This window comes from Clostridium sp. CTA-19 (assembly GCF_054767855.1).
This window is the reverse complement of the sequence record NZ_BAAABH010000004.1, coordinates 77,746-95,965: the sequence shown is the minus strand read 5'-3', so window position 1 is coordinate 95,965 and position 18,220 is coordinate 77,746. Positions and strand designations below refer to the sequence as shown.

The 18,220-nt window shown below is 25.6% G+C and carries 15 protein-coding genes; 2 read left to right on the top strand and 13 right to left on the bottom strand.

Going from position 1 to position 18,220, the window contains the following annotated elements; translation table 11 throughout:
- Positions 1-303 precede the first annotated feature (303 nt).
- The 3 genes from ACYUE0_RS03725 to ACYUE0_RS03715 all read right to left on the bottom strand — a co-directional run bounded on the left by ACYUE0_RS03725 (position 304) and on the right by ACYUE0_RS03715 (position 6,290).
- Complete coding sequence (locus ACYUE0_RS03725; protein WP_460269536.1) at positions 304-3,735, bottom strand: pyruvate carboxylase; 3,432 nt, start codon at positions 3,733-3,735, stop codon at positions 304-306.
- Between the two features lie 245 nt (positions 3,736-3,980).
- Positions 3,981-5,000, bottom strand: coding sequence for an aspartate--ammonia ligase (gene asnA, locus ACYUE0_RS03720; protein ID WP_061995076.1), 1,020 nt, complete (start codon positions 4,998-5,000; stop codon positions 3,981-3,983).
- 603 nt (positions 5,001-5,603) lie between these two features.
- Positions 5,604-6,290 carry a Bax inhibitor-1/YccA family protein gene (locus ACYUE0_RS03715; RefSeq protein WP_061994766.1) on the bottom strand — a complete coding sequence of 229 codons (687 nt, stop codon included), beginning with the start codon at positions 6,288-6,290 and terminating at the stop codon, positions 5,604-5,606.
- Positions 6,291-6,489: 199 nt separating this feature from the next.
- On the opposite strand from ACYUE0_RS03715, the gene ACYUE0_RS03710 reads away from it, so the two are divergent.
- Both ACYUE0_RS03710 and ACYUE0_RS03705 read left to right on the top strand, forming a co-directional pair.
- Positions 6,490-6,843: a ribonuclease G gene (locus ACYUE0_RS03710; RefSeq protein WP_199869974.1), complete on the top strand. Its 354-nt coding sequence runs from the start codon at positions 6,490-6,492 to the stop codon at positions 6,841-6,843.
- Positions 6,844-7,324: 481 nt separating this feature from the next.
- Positions 7,325-8,578, top strand: a complete 1,254-nt coding sequence (locus ACYUE0_RS03705; RefSeq protein ID WP_460269535.1) for a pyridoxal phosphate-dependent decarboxylase family protein — start codon at positions 7,325-7,327, stop codon at positions 8,576-8,578.
- A gap of 209 nt (positions 8,579-8,787) precedes the next feature.
- Here ACYUE0_RS03705 and ACYUE0_RS03700 read toward each other — a convergent pair whose 3' ends face one another.
- The 10 genes from ACYUE0_RS03700 to ACYUE0_RS03655 form a co-directional block, all read right to left on the bottom strand.
- On the bottom strand, positions 8,788-9,768 hold the full coding sequence (locus tag ACYUE0_RS03700) for an FUSC family protein (protein WP_460269534.1): 981 nt from the start codon (positions 9,766-9,768) through the stop codon (positions 8,788-8,790).
- A 255-nt stretch (positions 9,769-10,023) separates the two neighbouring features.
- Entirely contained in the window at positions 10,024-10,968 is a 945-nt protein-coding gene (locus ACYUE0_RS03695) for a siderophore ABC transporter substrate-binding protein (RefSeq protein WP_061994770.1), read from the bottom strand.
- A 40-nt stretch (positions 10,969-11,008) separates the two neighbouring features.
- Positions 11,009-11,764: an iron ABC transporter ATP-binding protein gene (locus ACYUE0_RS03690; RefSeq protein WP_460269533.1), complete on the bottom strand. Its 756-nt coding sequence runs from the start codon at positions 11,762-11,764 to the stop codon at positions 11,009-11,011.
- Positions 11,761-12,723, bottom strand: a complete 963-nt coding sequence (locus ACYUE0_RS03685; protein WP_460269532.1) for an iron chelate uptake ABC transporter family permease subunit — start codon at positions 12,721-12,723, stop codon at positions 11,761-11,763. Before ACYUE0_RS03685 ends, ACYUE0_RS03690 begins: the two co-directional genes overlap by 4 nt.
- On the bottom strand, positions 12,713-13,666 hold the full coding sequence (locus ACYUE0_RS03680) for an ABC transporter permease (RefSeq protein WP_460269531.1): 954 nt from the start codon (positions 13,664-13,666) through the stop codon (positions 12,713-12,715). The genes ACYUE0_RS03685 and ACYUE0_RS03680 overlap by 11 nt, the downstream gene beginning before the upstream one ends.
- Before the next feature lie 337 nt (positions 13,667-14,003).
- Complete coding sequence (locus ACYUE0_RS03675) at positions 14,004-15,206, bottom strand: ABC transporter permease (RefSeq protein ID WP_460269574.1); 1,203 nt, start codon at positions 15,204-15,206, stop codon at positions 14,004-14,006.
- Positions 15,187-15,921: an ABC transporter ATP-binding protein gene (locus ACYUE0_RS03670; RefSeq protein WP_460269530.1), complete on the bottom strand. Its 735-nt coding sequence runs from the start codon at positions 15,919-15,921 to the stop codon at positions 15,187-15,189. Before ACYUE0_RS03670 ends, ACYUE0_RS03675 begins: the two co-directional genes overlap by 20 nt.
- A gap of 189 nt (positions 15,922-16,110) precedes the next feature.
- Entirely contained in the window at positions 16,111-16,614 is a 504-nt protein-coding gene (locus tag ACYUE0_RS03665) for a GNAT family N-acetyltransferase (RefSeq protein WP_216449918.1), read from the bottom strand.
- 341 nt (positions 16,615-16,955) lie between these two features.
- Positions 16,956-17,261 (bottom strand): hypothetical protein, encoded by a 306-nt coding sequence (locus ACYUE0_RS03660; protein WP_243151897.1) that lies wholly within the window; start codon positions 17,259-17,261, stop codon positions 16,956-16,958.
- 224 nt (positions 17,262-17,485) lie between these two features.
- Positions 17,486-18,028, bottom strand: coding sequence for a GNAT family N-acetyltransferase (locus ACYUE0_RS03655; protein WP_460269529.1), 543 nt, complete (start codon positions 18,026-18,028; stop codon positions 17,486-17,488).
- Between the last annotated feature and the right edge of the window lie 192 nt (positions 18,029-18,220).

Here is an 18,220-nt window from a genome sequence, read left to right as displayed (position 1 = left end):
AGTATTTATGTTAATTATTATTCCCTTTTCTCTATTTGCAACAAAACCTTCATGCATAAATTAAACTTTCAACTTGCATCCCTATATATCATTCTTTTGATACCTGTTTTCTACAATTGAAAGTATACTATTTTTTTAAATGTATTTCGGTAACTTTTGTTACACATTTTATTAATATATAAAATTGTTATTTTTAATTTTTATATTTTTAAGCATCAAAGTTTAGTTCTAAAAATAAAAATAAGAACCTAGTTAAACTAAGTTCTTATTTTCATTATAGTACTTTTATTAAAATGATTTTTATTAAAGTGATTTTAACTTAATTATAAGTTGACCACTTTCAACTTGGCTACCTTCACTAACCAATACTTCCTCTATTTCCCCAGATATTTTAGATACTATATTAGTTTCCATTTTCATAGCCTCTAAAATCATAAGCTTTTGATTTTTTTCTATTTTGTCCCCTTTTTTAATTAATACCTTAACAACTTTTCCCGGTATGCTAGCACCTATCTCTGTATGATCGTCTTTACTAGCAAATATAATTGATTTTTCATTTTTATTTTCTTCAATAGCCCTATCTTTTACATCTATTTCTCTTCTAAATCCATTTACTTCAAATATTACTTTTCTCATACCTTTTGAATCTGGATTTAGAACTTTTATTAGTTTTACTAAAAATACCTTACCTTCTTCAACTTCAATCTCTACAGTTTCACCTTCCACTATTCCATGGAAAAATGGTACACTTGGCATGTTCGAAAAATCACCTTTTGTCTTCTTATACTCTACATATTCTTTGAATACCTTTGGATATAAAGCATAAGCTATAATGTCTTTTTTTTCTGGAATTATTTCTAATTCTTCTCTTAATATTTTTTCTATTTTTTCAAAGTCTTCATCCTTTAAGAGTTCTCCAGGTCTACACTCTATAGAATCTTCGTCTTTTAAAACAATCTTCTGTAAACCTTTTGGGAATCCCCCATTAGGTTGGCCCATCATACCTTTAAAATAATCTACAGCTGAGTCTGGGAATGATAATATTTCACCTTTTTCTAATATGTTATTAGAGTCAATATTATTTTTCACCATAAATATAGCCATATCACCTATCATTTTAGATGATGGAGTAACTTTAACAATGTCTCCAACCATACCGTTCACTTCTTTATACATATCTTTTATCTCTTGGAACTTATGACCAAGACCAAAACTCTTAACTTGTTGTTTTAAATTAGAATATTGTCCACCTGGAATTTCATATTTATATATTTCAGCACTTGTAGCCTTTAACTCAGACTCAAAATCTTCATAAATAGGTCTTACACTTTCCCAATAATCAGATATTTGCTGTAAACTGTCACAGTCTAACTTAGTATCACGTTTTGTATTTTCAAGAGCTGCTACAACAGAATTTAAAGCAGGTTGACTTGTAAGTCCTGACATACTATTAAAGGCAGTATCAACAATATCTACTCCAGCTTGTGCTGCCATAAGTACAGTGGCAACTCCATTTCCACTGGTATCATGAGTATGTAAATGTATTGGTATGCTTATTTCTTCTTTTAATGCAGATATAAGTTCATATGCAGCATATGGTTTTAAAAGTGCAGACATGTCCTTTATACCTAATATATGAGCTCCCATAGATTCTATTTCTTTAGCCATTTTAATATAATAATTTAAATCATATTTTTTTCTACTACCATCTAAAATATCTCCTGTATAGCACATACATACTTCAGCAACTTTTCCTGTTTTTAAAACTTCATCTGTTGCTATCTCCATACCTTTTAACCAGTTCAGTGAGTCAAATATTCTAAATACATCAATACCTTTATCTGCAGATTCCTTTATAAATTCTCTTATAACATTATCTGGATAATTTTTATATCCAACTCCATTAGCACCTCTAATTAGCATTTGAAATAATACGTTTGGAATTTTTTTTCTTAATATTTCTAATCTTTCCCATGGATCTTCTTTTAAGAATCTATATGCAACATCAAAAGTTGCTCCACCCCACATTTCAATGGAAAATAAATCTTTTGCAAGATGAGCCATAGGTTCTGCTATCATAGCCATATCTTTTGTTCTAAGTCTTGTTGCCATAAGTGATTGATGAGCATCCCTCATTGTTGTATCAGTTAAAAGCAATTTCTTTTCATTTTTAATCCACTGAGTAAGGCCTAACGGTCCTTTTCTATCTAAAATTTGTTTAGTTCCATTTAAAGACTGAACTTTAGAAAATTTAGGTATTTGAGGTATATCAAAATCTTTATGACTATGCTTACCTTCATTAACTACTTTTTCTCCTAAAAAATTAAGTAATTTAAGTTCTTTATCTTCTTTAGGTATTACATTTAATAATTCTGGATGGTTTTCAATAAAGTTTGTTGTGCAAATACCTTTTTCAAATTCTTCACAACTCAAAACATTTATTAGAAAATCTGAATTAGTTTTAACTCCATCTATTTTAGTCTCTCTAACTGAACGTTTTGCTTTATTTATTGTTTCTTTAAAAGTTCTTCCATGGGTTATTACTTTCACTAATAAGCTATCGTAATATGGACTTATAATTGCACCAGTAAATCCATTTCCACCATCAAGTCTTACGCCAAACCCTGAACTAGTTCTATACATATCTATCTTTCCTGTATCTGGGAAGAAATTATTCATAGGGTCTTCAGTAGTTATCCTACATTGTATAGAGTATCCCATACAATGTACGTCCTTTTGGCTTCCTATTCCAATTTCTTTAGAACCTAAACTAAATCCTTGTGCTATTAAAATTTGACATTGCACTATATCTATAGATGTAAGCATTTCTGTAACTGTATGCTCTACTTGTATTCTTGGATTCATTTCAATAAAATAATAGTTTCCGTGACTATCTACTAAAAACTCTGCTGTTCCTGCACTTCTATAGTTAACAGCTTTAGCTATTTTTATTGCATCATTACATATACTCTCTCTTAAACTTTCAGGTAATGAAAAAGCAGGTGTATATTCTACAAGCTTTTGATGTCTTCTTTGTATAGAGCAATCTCTTTCATAAAGATGAACTATATTACCATATTTATCTCCAAGCAATTGAACTTCTATATGTTTAGGGTTTTCTATATATTTTTCTATAAAAATATCATCTATTCCAAAAGCTTTTTTTGCTTCGTTTCTAGCACTTATATATGAATCTACAAGTTCTTCCTCGCTACGAACAATCCTCATACCTCTTCCGCCACCACCAGCAGCAGCCTTTAACATTATAGGATAACCACATAAACTAGCAAGTTCTTTTGCTTTTTCTGCTGATTTTATTGGCTCATTTGTTCCAGGTATAATAGGAACCCCAACAGATTCTGCAACTATTTTACACTTTATTTTTTCTCCTAATTTGTCCATCATTTCAGATGTTGGCCCTATAAATTCTATATCATTTTCTTCACATTTTTTAGCAAATTCCATGTTTTCAGATAAAAAACCATAACCTGGATGAATTGCATCAACTTGCTTTTTCTTTGCTAATTCTATTATTTCATCAATAGAAAGATATGCTTCTACCGGTCCTTTTCCACGTCCTATTTGATAAGCTTCATCTGCTTTTGTTCTAAATAAAGCACCTTTATCTTCTTCTGAGTATATAGCTACTGTTCTTATTCCAAGTTCATGACAAGCCCTAAACACTCTTATAGCTATTTCCCCTCTATTTGCAACAAGAATTTTTTTAAAACTCATTTAAATCCACCCTTTCACTAGTTCTAACATAATATGTATATCGTTTTATCTATATAATATAATTATACGATTTTAATTATCCAAATATTTTTAAAATTTAAACTATATAATAGTTATCTTTGTAATTTTCAAATTATAATCATAAATAATTTAACATTCAATCTATTTTTTGTTAATATAGAGTCCAACGGTAAATTATTTAATATGAATTTGAATAATTTACTATTAGACCCTATATAATTTTCTTATAACAATTCTATATTGTTTTCTTTACATTTCTTTATCATTTCTTTATTCCATATACTAGCTTGAACTTCTCCTATATGTGCTTTTCTTAAAAAATACATACAGATCCTAGATTGTCCTATTCCACCACCAATAGTATATGGAAGCTTTTTGTTTAATAGCATCTTATGATATTCTAATTCTTTTCTATCTTCACAGCCATTTATTTTTAATTGTTTTAAAAGAGAATTTTCATCTACTCTTATTCCCATAGATGAAAGTTCTAATGGCTTATCTAGAATAGGGTACCAAAATATTATATCTCCATTTAGTTCCCAATCATCATAATCAGGAGATCTTGTTCCATGCCTTTCTCCAGAGTTTAAAACTTTTCCTATTTTACTTATAAAAACTGCGCCTTTTTCTTTTGTTATCAGTTTTTCCCTTGTATCCGAATCAACATCTGGATACATATCCTCTAACTGCTGAGATGTGATAAAATATATGTTTTCCGGCAACATAGGCTTTATATGTGAGTATCTTTCACATACAATTCGTTCAGTTTCTTTAAAAGTTGTATATATTTTATTTACTACATTTTTTAAATAAACTTCACTACGTTGTTCTTTACTTACTATTTTTTCCCAATCCCATTGATCTACATATATGGAGTGAGTATTATCTAAAATTTCATCTCTTCTAATAGCATTCATATCTGTATAAATACCTTCATCAACCTCAAATCCATAATTACTTAAGGCTATTCTCTTCCATTTAGCAAGAGATTGTACAATTTCCAAATTATCTTCTTTTATGTCTAAAGCATCAAAGGAAACTGGTCTTTCCACTCCATTTAAACTGTCATTCACTCCAGTATTTTCCATAACAAATAACGGAGCTGATATTCTTGTAAGATTTAAGTTTTCTGCTAAACTTTTCTCAAAATAATCTTTAATAAATTTTATAGCTCTTTCAGTTTCTATAATACTTATTTCTGAATTATAATTTTTTGGAATTATTAAGTTTTTATCCTCTTTCACAAATTCATGTTTATCTTTTTTTACTAAAGTATATTCCCCACCTGAACCATCTCCTAACAATTTTTGATTTATTTTTTCATTTCTAAATTATATATTATATTTTAGCGTAAAAATCAATCTCATAATTAATTGTATTTTAACGCCAAATTTAAAAAGAAAACTTATTCTGTATCAGCTTTTGTATCAGCTATTAACATAGTACATCTTTTTTATCAAAATTGCAATATATTTTTAAATTAATTTCAATATTTTTTATTGATTAGTTAATTTAAAGTATTTTTTCTTTATTTTCATCATTTAAATTTGCTATTTAACATACTTTATAGTGTTTTTTAGTGTTTTTATTCCTTTTATAACTTAATTGTTTTTTTTACATGAAACATAGCCATCATAAAAATTTCATTATTGTAGCATTTTATTCATTTGTGATACACTTTTATTGGTTTTTTTTATATTTTTAGATTTTTTTTATATTTAAACTCCTCATAACCTTGTATTTATAATAGTTTAAATAGTGCTCACATAAAACAAATAATATTAAAAATAAAAAAAGTATTTAAAAATAAATTTAAAATTTATTTTTAAATACTTTTTACTATTCATCTATCTTTTTCTACCTAATAATCTTAATAAATATATAAATATATTTATTAAGTCTAAATAAAGATTTAATGCTGCTAATATAGCAAATTTATTAACCTCAACTGGTGAAAGTTCATATGAATACTTATGTATAATCTTTATTTTTTGCATATCATAAGCTGTTAAAGCACAGAATATAATCATTCCTACATAATTTATAAAATTAAAAAGTCCATCATTAGATCCTAAAAGCATATTTATTATACTTACAATAATTATTCCTACAAGAGACATAATAGCAAATCTTCCTAAAGTTGATAAATCTCTTTTAGTTGTCATCCCTATCATTCCTGAGCAAAGAAACATTAAAGCTGCTATAAAAAATATAAAAATAATTGATTCTAAAGAATATGCTAATAATATGGCTGAGAAAGTTACCCCACTAATTACTGAGTACAACAAAAATAATATAAACCCAGTTTTAACAGACATGCTTTCCATTTTTCTAGTTATTAAACTGACTAACCCTATTTCTACAATAATAGCTACAAAGAACGAATACTGATTATAATATAAAAATATTATAAAATCTTCATTAATACATAATGCATATGAAACTATAAAAGTTAATATTAATCCCATAGTCATGTAAAGTAATGTTTTTCCTATAAACTTATTTTGACTAACTTGAAAAGAATTTCCTTCCATTTTTTTAATTCCTCCTTCAATTAAAATTAAATTTTTTTATTTAATTCTACCATTTTAGTTATATTTTTTCAATATATTACTTGTAATTTATGTTATTTTTTTAAAAAAATTTGAATTTTTTTAAAAAATATGCTAGTATATCTATGGATTTATTTATTTTTTGAAAAAAATGTATAATTTTGTTTTAGGAGGACTTATTATGGAAAATGATAAAAACTTTGTCCCTAGTGAAGTTAAAAAATGGAATTGGGGAGCTTTCATGTATAATATTTTATGGGGAATAGGAAATCGTTCCTATCTACCACTTTTATGTCTAATTCCTCTTTTTAATATAATATGGATTTTCGTATGTGGTGCAAAAGGTAATTCTTGGGCATGGAAAAAAGGTAATTTTGAAAGTGTTGATGAATTTATGAAAATTCAAAATACATGGTCTAGAGCTGGATTATTTTCATTTATATTAACTATGATTGTTATAGTTTTATATCTATTAATAGTAATTTTTGCATTTATACCTTTATTGAGTAATTATGGAGAATACTATAATTATTAAACTATATATTATATAATGAAAGAAAAAACTATGTGTAGCTAAAACTCATAGTTTTTTCTTTTATATTTTATAAGAATATACTTTTTAGAGTCAACTTAAAACTTTTTATTAAGTTAGACATTTTACGTATTATTATGTTATAATGAATTGCATATAAATTATATGTTAATTTTCTTTAAACAATTTTTATTATTTCTATAATAGAAATTTATTTTTTTGCAAAGTTTTTGTAAAGGTTTTACTAGTGATTTTTACTAAGTTAGTGTTTTCATATTTTTCGTACACTAATTTAATAAAAATCCATTAGCTTTTATATAATTAAAATATTTTGAATAAAATTAATAATCAATATAAATAATTTTTATAATAAAACATTAAATTTTAAAAGTTAACTTGTAACCCTACAATTAATTTTCTTTAAAATAAAGTAAAAGTAAATTGGATTTAATTTTAAGTTAAGAATATTAGAGGGGATGAAAGAATGAAATATTGGAAAAAGTACACTGAGGAAGAATTAAACCAAAAAGTTTCAGAAGCATTAAGTAGAACTTTAAACTATGACAATACTAACACTATAGGTATTCCTGGAACAAAATTAGATAATGCAATGTTTTATGATGGATTTGATTTTGTTAAAAAATCACCATATCTTAGAACTTTTATACAAAATCCTAATCATATAGGCTGCCATACATACGACAAAGCAGATATATTATTTGGAGGTACTTTTGATATTGAAAGAGAACTCATTCAACTTCTATCAAAAGACATACTTAATGGAGAAGATGAAGAATTTGACGGTTATATTGCTCAAGGCGGAACAGAAGCAAATATTCAAGCTATGTGGGTTTATAGAAACTATTTTAAAAATGAGAAAAATGCTAAGCATGAGGAAATGGCTATAATAACATCTGCAGATACACATTATTCTGCATACAAAGGTTCTGATTTATTAAATATAGATATTATAAAAGTTCCTGTTGAATTTTACACTCGTAAAATCCAAGAAGAAGTTTTAGATAGTATAGTAAAAGAGGCAAAAGAAAACGGTAAAAAATATTTTATAGTAATCTCTAACATGGGTACTACTATGTTTGGTTCCGTAGATGATCCTGATTTATATGCAAATACTTTTGATAAATATGAACTAGATTACAAAATCCATGTAGATGGCGCCTTTGGAGGATTTATATATCCTATCGGAAATAAAAATTGTACTACAGATTTTTCTAACAAAAATGTAGATTCTATTACACTAGACGCTCATAAAATGCTTCAAGCACCTTATGGTACTGGTATTTTCTTATGTAGAAAGAATTTAATACATAATACACTTACAAAAGAAGCTACCTATATAGAAAACTTAGATGTAACAATAAGTGGAAGTCGTTCTGGTGCTAATGCCGTTGCTGTATGGATGATTCTTGCCACTTATGGTCCATTTGGATGGCTTGAAAAAATAGATAAATTAAGAAATAGAACAAACTGGTTCTGTAATGAATTAGAAAACTTAAATATTACTTATTATAAAGAAGAAATGATGAATCTTATCACTATAGAATCTAAATATGTGAATGATGAAATTGTAGAGAAGTATTTCTTAACTCCAGAAATTCATAACGATACCAATAAATGGTACAAGATAAATGTTATGGAACATGTTCATTTAGAAATATTAAACTCTTTAATAAATGATTTAAAAAATCATTTAAATTCTTCTACAAAAACAGCATAAAAAAAGCGTGCAATTGCACGCTTTTTATTGTATATTAACATTTCAATTCCAAATTACACTTTTCATCATTAATTATATATGGTTCCAAGTTGATTTTTAAAATTATTCATTCCAAAACTTGGATACCCCAAATAGTGAGACATGCTCTGAATCACTTGGAACTCAACACTATATTTTGTATAAAAATATTTTAAAGTTATTAAATAAATTTAAATTTGAGCTTGTTTCCCTATATTAAACGGCAATACATAATTGTTAATTACTTTTGATATAATAGTGCCTATGATTATAAATAGAATTCTTTCTAAAGTTATTAAAAAAAGTTCTTGCCCTATAGCAACTGTTCCTAATGCTGATATGGTAACACAAATTATCATTTTTCTATACTCAGTTATATAAGTGTTGGCATATCCTACAACCATTAATAATACAGTTCTTAATACTGACGATTCTATAATTGTAAATAAAACTATAAATATTATACTGCCAATTAATGTTCCCTCTATTCTTTTAGATATTCTTTCATTACAATTATCTTTATATGGCTTTGTAAGAGAAAATACAGTATACATTATCCATCTTACTTCTGGTAAATCAATTTTCTCCATAATAAATGTAGAAATTCCCATAACTAATGCCATTCTAACTCCATATGAAAACATTAAACTTTTCTTTGTGAAATTTTTATTATATTTAAAAATTTCATCCTTTAATTTAAATTTATTTACACTTCCATTTTTATTTCTATTCATTGTATATTGTAATGTTACTGAAAATAAAGCACCAAAAACTAATGCAACTAACCTTATAACAAACTTTTTATCATCAACAGGAGTATTTAACATAAACATATATTGAAGTCCAAAAGGTATATATAATCCCTCATTTAAATTATATGAGCAAACATATGCAACAATAAACATAACTGTAGTATTTAAAATCAAACCTAATATTAATGACTTATATGCTAAAAATGAACATAATCCTAAAAATACATTCATAAATAATATTTTTAAAAAACTTACAATAAATTTTTCACTAGGCTTCTTTTTTATTATCATTAACGCTAAAGTTATTACTGTAACACCTACAAGAGTATTTTCTTGTCCAAATATACTTTTAAATAAACCTATAAATGCCACTATTATAATAAATAAAATACTTTTTGATAAAATCAATTTTTTATTCATATTCAACCTCTTTTCTTTTCATGCTATTGAGGATTTTATCATAGTTTAAATTTTTTTTAAAATTTATTAACTTTCGTTATATGCTGAACTATTTTTATGTTAATATATGTAATGCTGCAATTGCTAACATACTTTTAATATATTAATTTCAATATTTTTCTATACGATACATATATTCTAAATATTTTCATCAAATTTTTATAAACTTATAAATGAATTTAAAAAGATTATTGCCATTTGGCAATAACCTCTTAACTATAAAGATTTTTTTATTTCAGATATCATTATCTCTGTAGAGCTAATTCCACTTCCACCTAAATACCATGCTTTAGGATCAAGATATATTATCTTTCCATTTTTATATGCATCTGTATTTTTAACTATATCTGTTTCTATTATTTCTTTAGCTGATTTTTGTTCTCCTCCAACAATTACACTTTTATCTATTACAAATATATATCCTGGATTTTTAGATAATATATATTCATAAGAAACATTTTCACCATGATTATTTTCACCACTTAAGTTTTCATCTGCACACTTAAATCCGAATTTATCATATATCATACCAAATCTAGAACCTTCTCCAAATACACTGATAGAGCCTTTATTTACCATAAATATTAAAGCATTATTTTCTGAAGCTGTAGTCTTATTATTTATTTCATCTAACTCTTTATTAATCTTTTCAATTTCTTTTTTTCCAAACTCATCTTTTCCAAATATTTTTGACAATATAGATATATTATCTTCTAAAGATTTAAAATGATCATTATTAACTGTTCCAAGACCAATAGTTGGTGCAATCTTAGAAAGTTCTTCATAATATTTGCCTTGTCTTCCTTCTATTATTATTAAATCTGGTTTTAGTTCGTTTATCTTTTCCATATCAAACTCTAATAAAGCTCCTAAATCAGAATATTTTTCATCATTATACTTTGATAGATATTCTGGTAAATTAGATTTAGGTAATGCAATTGGTTCTATTTTCATTTTATCTAATATATCTAAAGAACCATAGTCTAAAACTACAATTTTTTCTGGATTACTTTTAACCTGCGTTTGCCCATATCTATGCTCTATTAGCATATCTCCAGCTAAATTTTCACCTTTATCTTTAGTGGAAAATTTCAAAAAACTGTATCCCCCTATTAAAAATAAAATTATTATCAAAATACTTATTAAAACCTTTTTATTCATCTTTTCCTCCTTGATTTTGAATTTCATTATCAATCTTTTTTTAAAAATAAACGCATATTTTATTTCCATCTATATCTTTTATATTGAAATCTATCTTATAAATATCTTCTAATAACTGCTTATTTATAACCTCCTCCTTCAAACCGTCCTTTACTAACTTTCCATTATTTAACACTATTATATTATCTGAATAACAAGACGCAAAGTTAATATCATGTATAACTATAATCACTGTTTTTTTCAAATCTTCTGTTAATCTTTTTAAAACCTTCATCATTTGAACTGAATGTTTCATATCTAGATTATTTAATGGTTCATCCAAAAGTATATACTCTGTATTTTGAGCTATAATCATAGCTATATATGCCCTTTGTCTCTGACCTCCACTTAATTCATCTAAATACTTATTTTCTATATCCGAAAGTTCCATATATTTTATGGCTTTATTTATAAATTTTTTATCTTCATTTGTAAGTTTTCCTTTTGAATATGGAAATCTTCCAAATGATACTAATTCTTTTATTGTAAGCCTCACATTAATATTGTTACTTTGTTTTAATATTGATATTTTTTTAGATAATTCAACAGTATCCCACTTAGAGATTTCTTTACCATCAATATAAACTTCTCCTGAATCTATACTAGTTATTCTACTTAACATGGATAAAACAGTACTTTTTCCTGCTCCATTAGGACCAATAAAAGATGTTATTTTTCCTTTTTCTATATTAAAAGATACATCGTCCACAATTTTTTTATTACCATAACTTTTACATATGCCTTTTACCTCTATCATATATTGCTCTCCTTTAATAATAAATATATAAAATACACTCCTCCTATAAAATTTATTATTATGCTAACTGTACTACTATAATTTAAAATTCTTTCAACAATAAATTGTCCACCTACTAATGCTAAGATACTTATTAAAATTGATCCTATTATAAGTAGATTGTGTTTATATGTTTTAAGCCATTGATACGACAAGTTCACAATCAATATACCTAAAAATGTTAACGGTCCTACTAAAGCTGTTGATACAGATATTAATATTGAAACTATAATAATTATTTTATAAGATAATTTATCATAATTAATGCCTAAATTTATTGCATTCTCTCTTCCTAGTAACATCACATCAAATTTTTTAATATCATCATACACAACTCCAGCAATAACTACCGTAATTATCAGACTAAAAAATAATATATTAATATTTACATTGTTAAAACTCGCATATAATACTGTCTGTAAAGCCTCAAATTCATTGGGATCTATTATAACTTGCATAAAAGTTGCTGATGTTTTTAATAACGTGCCCATAACCGTTCCTACTAATAATAAAAAGAATATATTTCTTTTTCTAAGTATTACTAATTTGTATAAAGTTAATGTTCCAATTATCATAAGCATAGTAGAAAATATAAAATTTATATTTTTATTCAACATAAATATGGAAGAAGACCCAAACATAAGTACAATAACTGTCTGAAAAAATATGTATAATGAATCAAGTCCTAAAATACTAGGAGTTAGAATTCTATTATTAGTCATTGTTTGAAATACTAATGATGAAAAAGCTATAGACGAACCAGAAATTATTATTGCTATAATTTTAGGTATTCTCTTTGAAATATTGTAATTAAAATTACTTTCATTTAATCCTAAAAATATAAATAGCATAATTAATATTAAATTTATAATAGCTAGTAAATAAATTTTACTTTTTACATTTATATTTCTACTTTTCATTATTATTTCTCCTAAAAATTAACCAAAAAAATATTATGGATCCTACCGAACCTACAGTAACACTTATTGGTATTTCATATGGAAATATTATCAATCTCCCAACTACATCGCAACATAATACAAAAATAGCTCCAACTAATGCTGTAGTACTAATATTTTCAGATAGATTGTCCCCTTTATATAGAGAAACTATATTAGGAACCACTAAACCTAAAAAGGGTATATTCCCAATAGTTATTACAACTAATGATGATATTAATGCAACTATAACCATACCTATAGTAACTACTCTATTGAAATTTAAACCTAAATTTTTAGATATATCCTCACCCATTCCTATAACCGTAAATTTATATGCATATATATATGCTACAGTTAATAAAGGAACAGTTAAAAATAATAGCTCATAATTCCCTTTAATAATCATAGAAAAATTCCCCTGCATAAAAGAATTTACATTTTGAACTAAATTATATTTATAAGCTATAAAATCAGTAATCGAACTAATTACATTTCCTATCATTATTCCTACCAATGGTATAAATACTGCGTTTTTATATTTTATTTTTCTTAAAACTTTCATAAATATAAAAGTTCCAATTATAGAAAATATAAATGCCATAATCATTTTCTCTGTCAGTGTAGTAGTCGAGAAAAACATAACTGCTATTAAAACTCCTAACTTTGCAGAATCTACTGTTGCTGCTGTAGTAGGTGATACAAACTTATTATTACTTATTTGTTGCATAATAACTCCACTTATACTCATACCTACTGCTGAAAGTATGATACTTATTAACCGTGGTATTCTTGATAAGTATATTATTTCTAATTGCATAGTATCTCCATTTAACAAGTTTGAAATATTTAATTCATGAACTCCGACAAATAAAGATACCATTGACAATAGTACTAATATAACTACTAAATATTTATCTTTCATACTTTGAATTTAATAAAGCTTAAAATATTGCTTTAATTTGTGTTACAAAAATCTATTAATGATTTATTGTAACTCCCCCTTTCTATAATTTTTAAGTTATAACTATTAAATTTTATTAATAATTATTATCGATAAATATATGATAATGAAATTCATTATCATTGTCAACTTATTTTTCAAAAGTTTTTTAATAAAATTTAACATTTATTATCTAAAATCTATTTTTCTCTCCTAAATACGTGAAAACTCTATTGATAACAATATAAATTTGAACAACTTCTATAAATAAAAAGCAAAATTAAGAGAGCTTATTTTTTAAGCTCTCTTAATTTTAATTTTAAGTTCTAAAAATTACATTTTCCTTATTAAACATATATCTAGCTATAGCTACTGATATTACTATATACGCAATCATCCACCCTAAAACAACAAGAATATGTTGAATATTTATAACTCCTAATGTTACCTCTTTTAATATAGACATAACATTTGCTATTGGTATGTGAAAGTATATATTATCTATATTTTTCCCATCAACTGTATACATTAAAAAAGTTGGTACAAAAGCTAAAATAGTTAATGGTGTAGTATAAGTTTGAGCCTCTTTAAAAGACCTAGCATATATACTTATAGCTAACTCTAATGCTCCAAAGGCCATAGATGTTAGTACTGTAAATATGAATATTATAAGTATTGCTAACGGAGATATTCCTATATCAAAATTTTCTACTCCTCCACCAAAAACACCAGGGCTTATTTTAAACGAAATTACAAGTCCAGCAATTGCTGCAATAGCAGTAATAATTCCAAGTATAGTTATAGCAAAAACTTTTCCATAAAGTATAGATAATCTGCTTGCTTTTGTTGTCAAAAGTGGCTCTAAAGTGCCTCTTTCCTTTTCTCCAGCACCTAAATCTGTAGCAGCTGGCAGTGGTCCTGTAACACAATATAAAACTATAAATAAAGGTATAATCATAGACATAATCATCTTGCTTACCCCATCATCTTCTTCAACTATAGTTTTTTTATTTATATTTACAGGAAGTAATACACTAGGATCAATACCTCTATTGGTAAGTGTTGTTTTAACCACGTTTTGTGAAAACTCACCTATATATTGATTAACCTTAGAAAATACCATACTAGAAGTTTGACTGGAATCATCATATATAACATCAATATTTGTTTGAACTCCATTTTTTATATTTTCTTCAAAATTATCTGGTATTGTTATAACTACTGCAATCTCCCCATTCTTAACCTTATCTTCTGCTTCATCAAATTCTATAGTTTTTATATTAAGATCATCTTTTTCTTTCAAAAATTTATCTAAAGAGCTTTTACCTTTGTCTTCTATGGCTATATTAAAATTTTCCTTTTTTGCAGTTTTTTCTATACCTGCACTCATAAAGTAAAACATTATAGGCAATAGTAATAGTGGAATTAAAATTCCTACTAATACTGTTTTTTTATCTCTAAATAAATCTGATAATTCCTTTTTAAATATTAGTCCAACTGTTTTAAAACTCAATACCGTCACCTCCAATTAGACTTACAAACACTTCTTCTAAATCTTCATTGTTATATTTTTCTTTAAGTCCTTTTATTGTACCACTCTCAACAACTTCCCCCTTGTTTATGATAACTATTCTATCACATAACTTTTCAACTTCATTCATACTATGGCTTGAAAATATTATAGCTTTATTTTCTTTTTTGCATTTTAATATAAACTTTTGAATTATTCGTGTTGAAATTACATCTAGGCCAATAGTAGGCTCATCAAATAGCATAACTGAAGGATTATGTACAATAGACCTTGCAATAGCAACCTTTTGTTTCATACCTCTGGAAAATTTCCCTACTTTCCTATCTATATATTCTTCCATATCAAGAATTCTTACAAGTTCCTCTATATTTTTATCCGCTTCTAGTTTGTTCATACCATTAAGTAGTGCAAAATATCTTATGTTTTCTCTAGCAGTAAGTCTATCATAAAGTCCTACCTCTCCGCCAAATAAAATTCCAATTTCACCTCTTACTTTGTCAGCATCTTTAAATATATCATGACCATTTACAAGACAAGTTCCTTCTGTAGGTTTTAACATTGTAGCTATCATCCTTAAAGTCGTAGTTTTTCCTGCTCCATTTTCACCTAACAAACCTACAATCTCACCCTTTTGAACATTAAAGCTTATCCCCCTTAATGCTTCAACTCTGCCAAAGTTTTTTTTAATCCCCTTAACATCTATCATTTTTTCACCTCTTTAATAATAAAATTTATATATTATTTATAATAACTTATATTTTAAACATATTATACCATATTGATATGTTTTCAATAAATTCCTATACAAAAGCTCTTTACATGGTTTTTATATACATCCTTTACAATACCAAATCTTTCATTTAATATATAATACTATTTAATTTAAATCTAATTCTCATAAAAATTTAGCTAAAAGCAATGTATCTTCATAATTTCCATTAATTTTTATATTTTTATTACGGACACCCTCCACTATAAAACCAAATTTTTTATAAAGCCCAATTGCAACAACATTTTTACTGAAAACTTCTAATTCAATTTTTTCTATTTCATTTACTTTTGCCCATTCTATTACACGCTTAATTAAAGCACTTCCTATTTTTAACCCACTATATTCTTTTAAAATTGTTATTCCAAATGTTGAAACATGTCTTGTCCTAATTGAATTCCCTTTTTGTAATGTAGTACATCCAACTATTTTTCCTTCCATTTCCGCAATTAAAAATAATGATGTTTTTTTAATATATTCTATTTCTTGTTCAACTGTTAAATTAAATTCTTCTGACTCTTTAGTAAAAAACTGTACTTCTCCCATTACTTTTTTCACTAATTTTATAATTTCATTAGCATCCCCTATTTTTGCTTCTCTAATTATTAATTTTTTAATGCTTTGTACCATTATTATAACCACCCCAATTTTTTCATATAAAAACTCAAATTTAATTGCTATGAAATGTATAATAAGAACTTTCAATACGGTTCTTATAAAAATTTCATCACATATTGATATTAATTATTCTTGATTTATAATTATCCTTTTAAAAATATATTTCTATTCTCCATTTCATTTTGTAATGTTTTCGTAGAAAATAAAAGTAATATTAACTAAATAATGTATTTTAATATTCATAAGAATTAATCTTACAATTAATTAATAATAATTCCAAATTCAGTTCTCTATATTGAATTTTTTACAATAAAAAAAAGGCCCCTTAATGGGCGCTTCAAAAACTAAGGCAATTAACTTAATCCTAATTGCTTATTAACTTGTTTATTAGATCTGGTAGAAGCATCTATTATTTTTTGATAAAGTGTATCACCATCATATCCTTTTTTCATATATTTGCTTTCATAATATTCAAATGGCTTGTTAGTGTTATTATAATTTAAATGGTTTGCTAGTTCTTTATCTTTCATTAACTTTCTAGCTTGCATTCTATATTTATTCCTTAAAAAATGAGCTTGTTGAGCTTGTTTCTTTATTGATAGTGACTTATCTATCTTATTAATTATATTTCTATCTTTGCTATTGTACCATATTCGCACTTCTACATTACTTAGTTTTCCTATTAACTCTATATACTTTTTAAAATCATTAGCTGTTATAACCTCTTTAACCTTTCTTTATTATTTTAAAATCACTATATTATTATACACTATATATTACATTTTGTAAAAGTTAATACTATATATGCTAAAAATACAGCAATTCATTTTTGAATAATTTTATAATAAATTCATTTGATTACATTTTTAGTTTTTAAAATAACTTACTTATTCATTATTCTCCACTTACTTTTTAAAATGGTCATTTCATATAAATTCCAATATCCACCTTCTGTTTTTCTTGCATTTTTTATAAATTTTTCTTTTAAAAACCCAGACTTCTCATAACATTTAATTGCACTCTCATTAAAATCAAAAACTCCAAGAGTTATTTTTTCAAAATTAAAATTTTCAAATCCAATTCTTAATAATTCTTTTAATGCCTGTGTTCCAATCCCTTTATACCTAATATTTTCTCCTCCAATTAAAAATCTACATACTCTACCTATTTTATTAGTTTTATCCACTTCACGAAGTTCAATGGTTCCTATAATTTCATTTGTAGAAACTATAATTATTTTATAAAGAAATATATTAGAATTATGCTTTTTAACATCGTTAAAATAGTAATCTTTAACTTGATTAATAGTTAAAGGATACGTATAACTAGGTCCAGCCCATTGCAATAAATAATCTGATGACTTATTCTTATTCCACTCTACAATTTTTTCTAAATCTTCTTCTTTTAAATATTCAAGTTTAATCATTTTTACATACCTCACAATAAATTATACTTTAATTATAAGTTATTACGTGGCGTAAAGGTCAATCTTAATAATTTAAAATCAATTAAAATGTATTTTAAGTTAGAATAAGTAACTTCATTTACTATATAGAAATAAAATGTACTTCTTAGAATAGAATTTTTAACTTCTATCCTAAAAAGTACATTTTTTTAT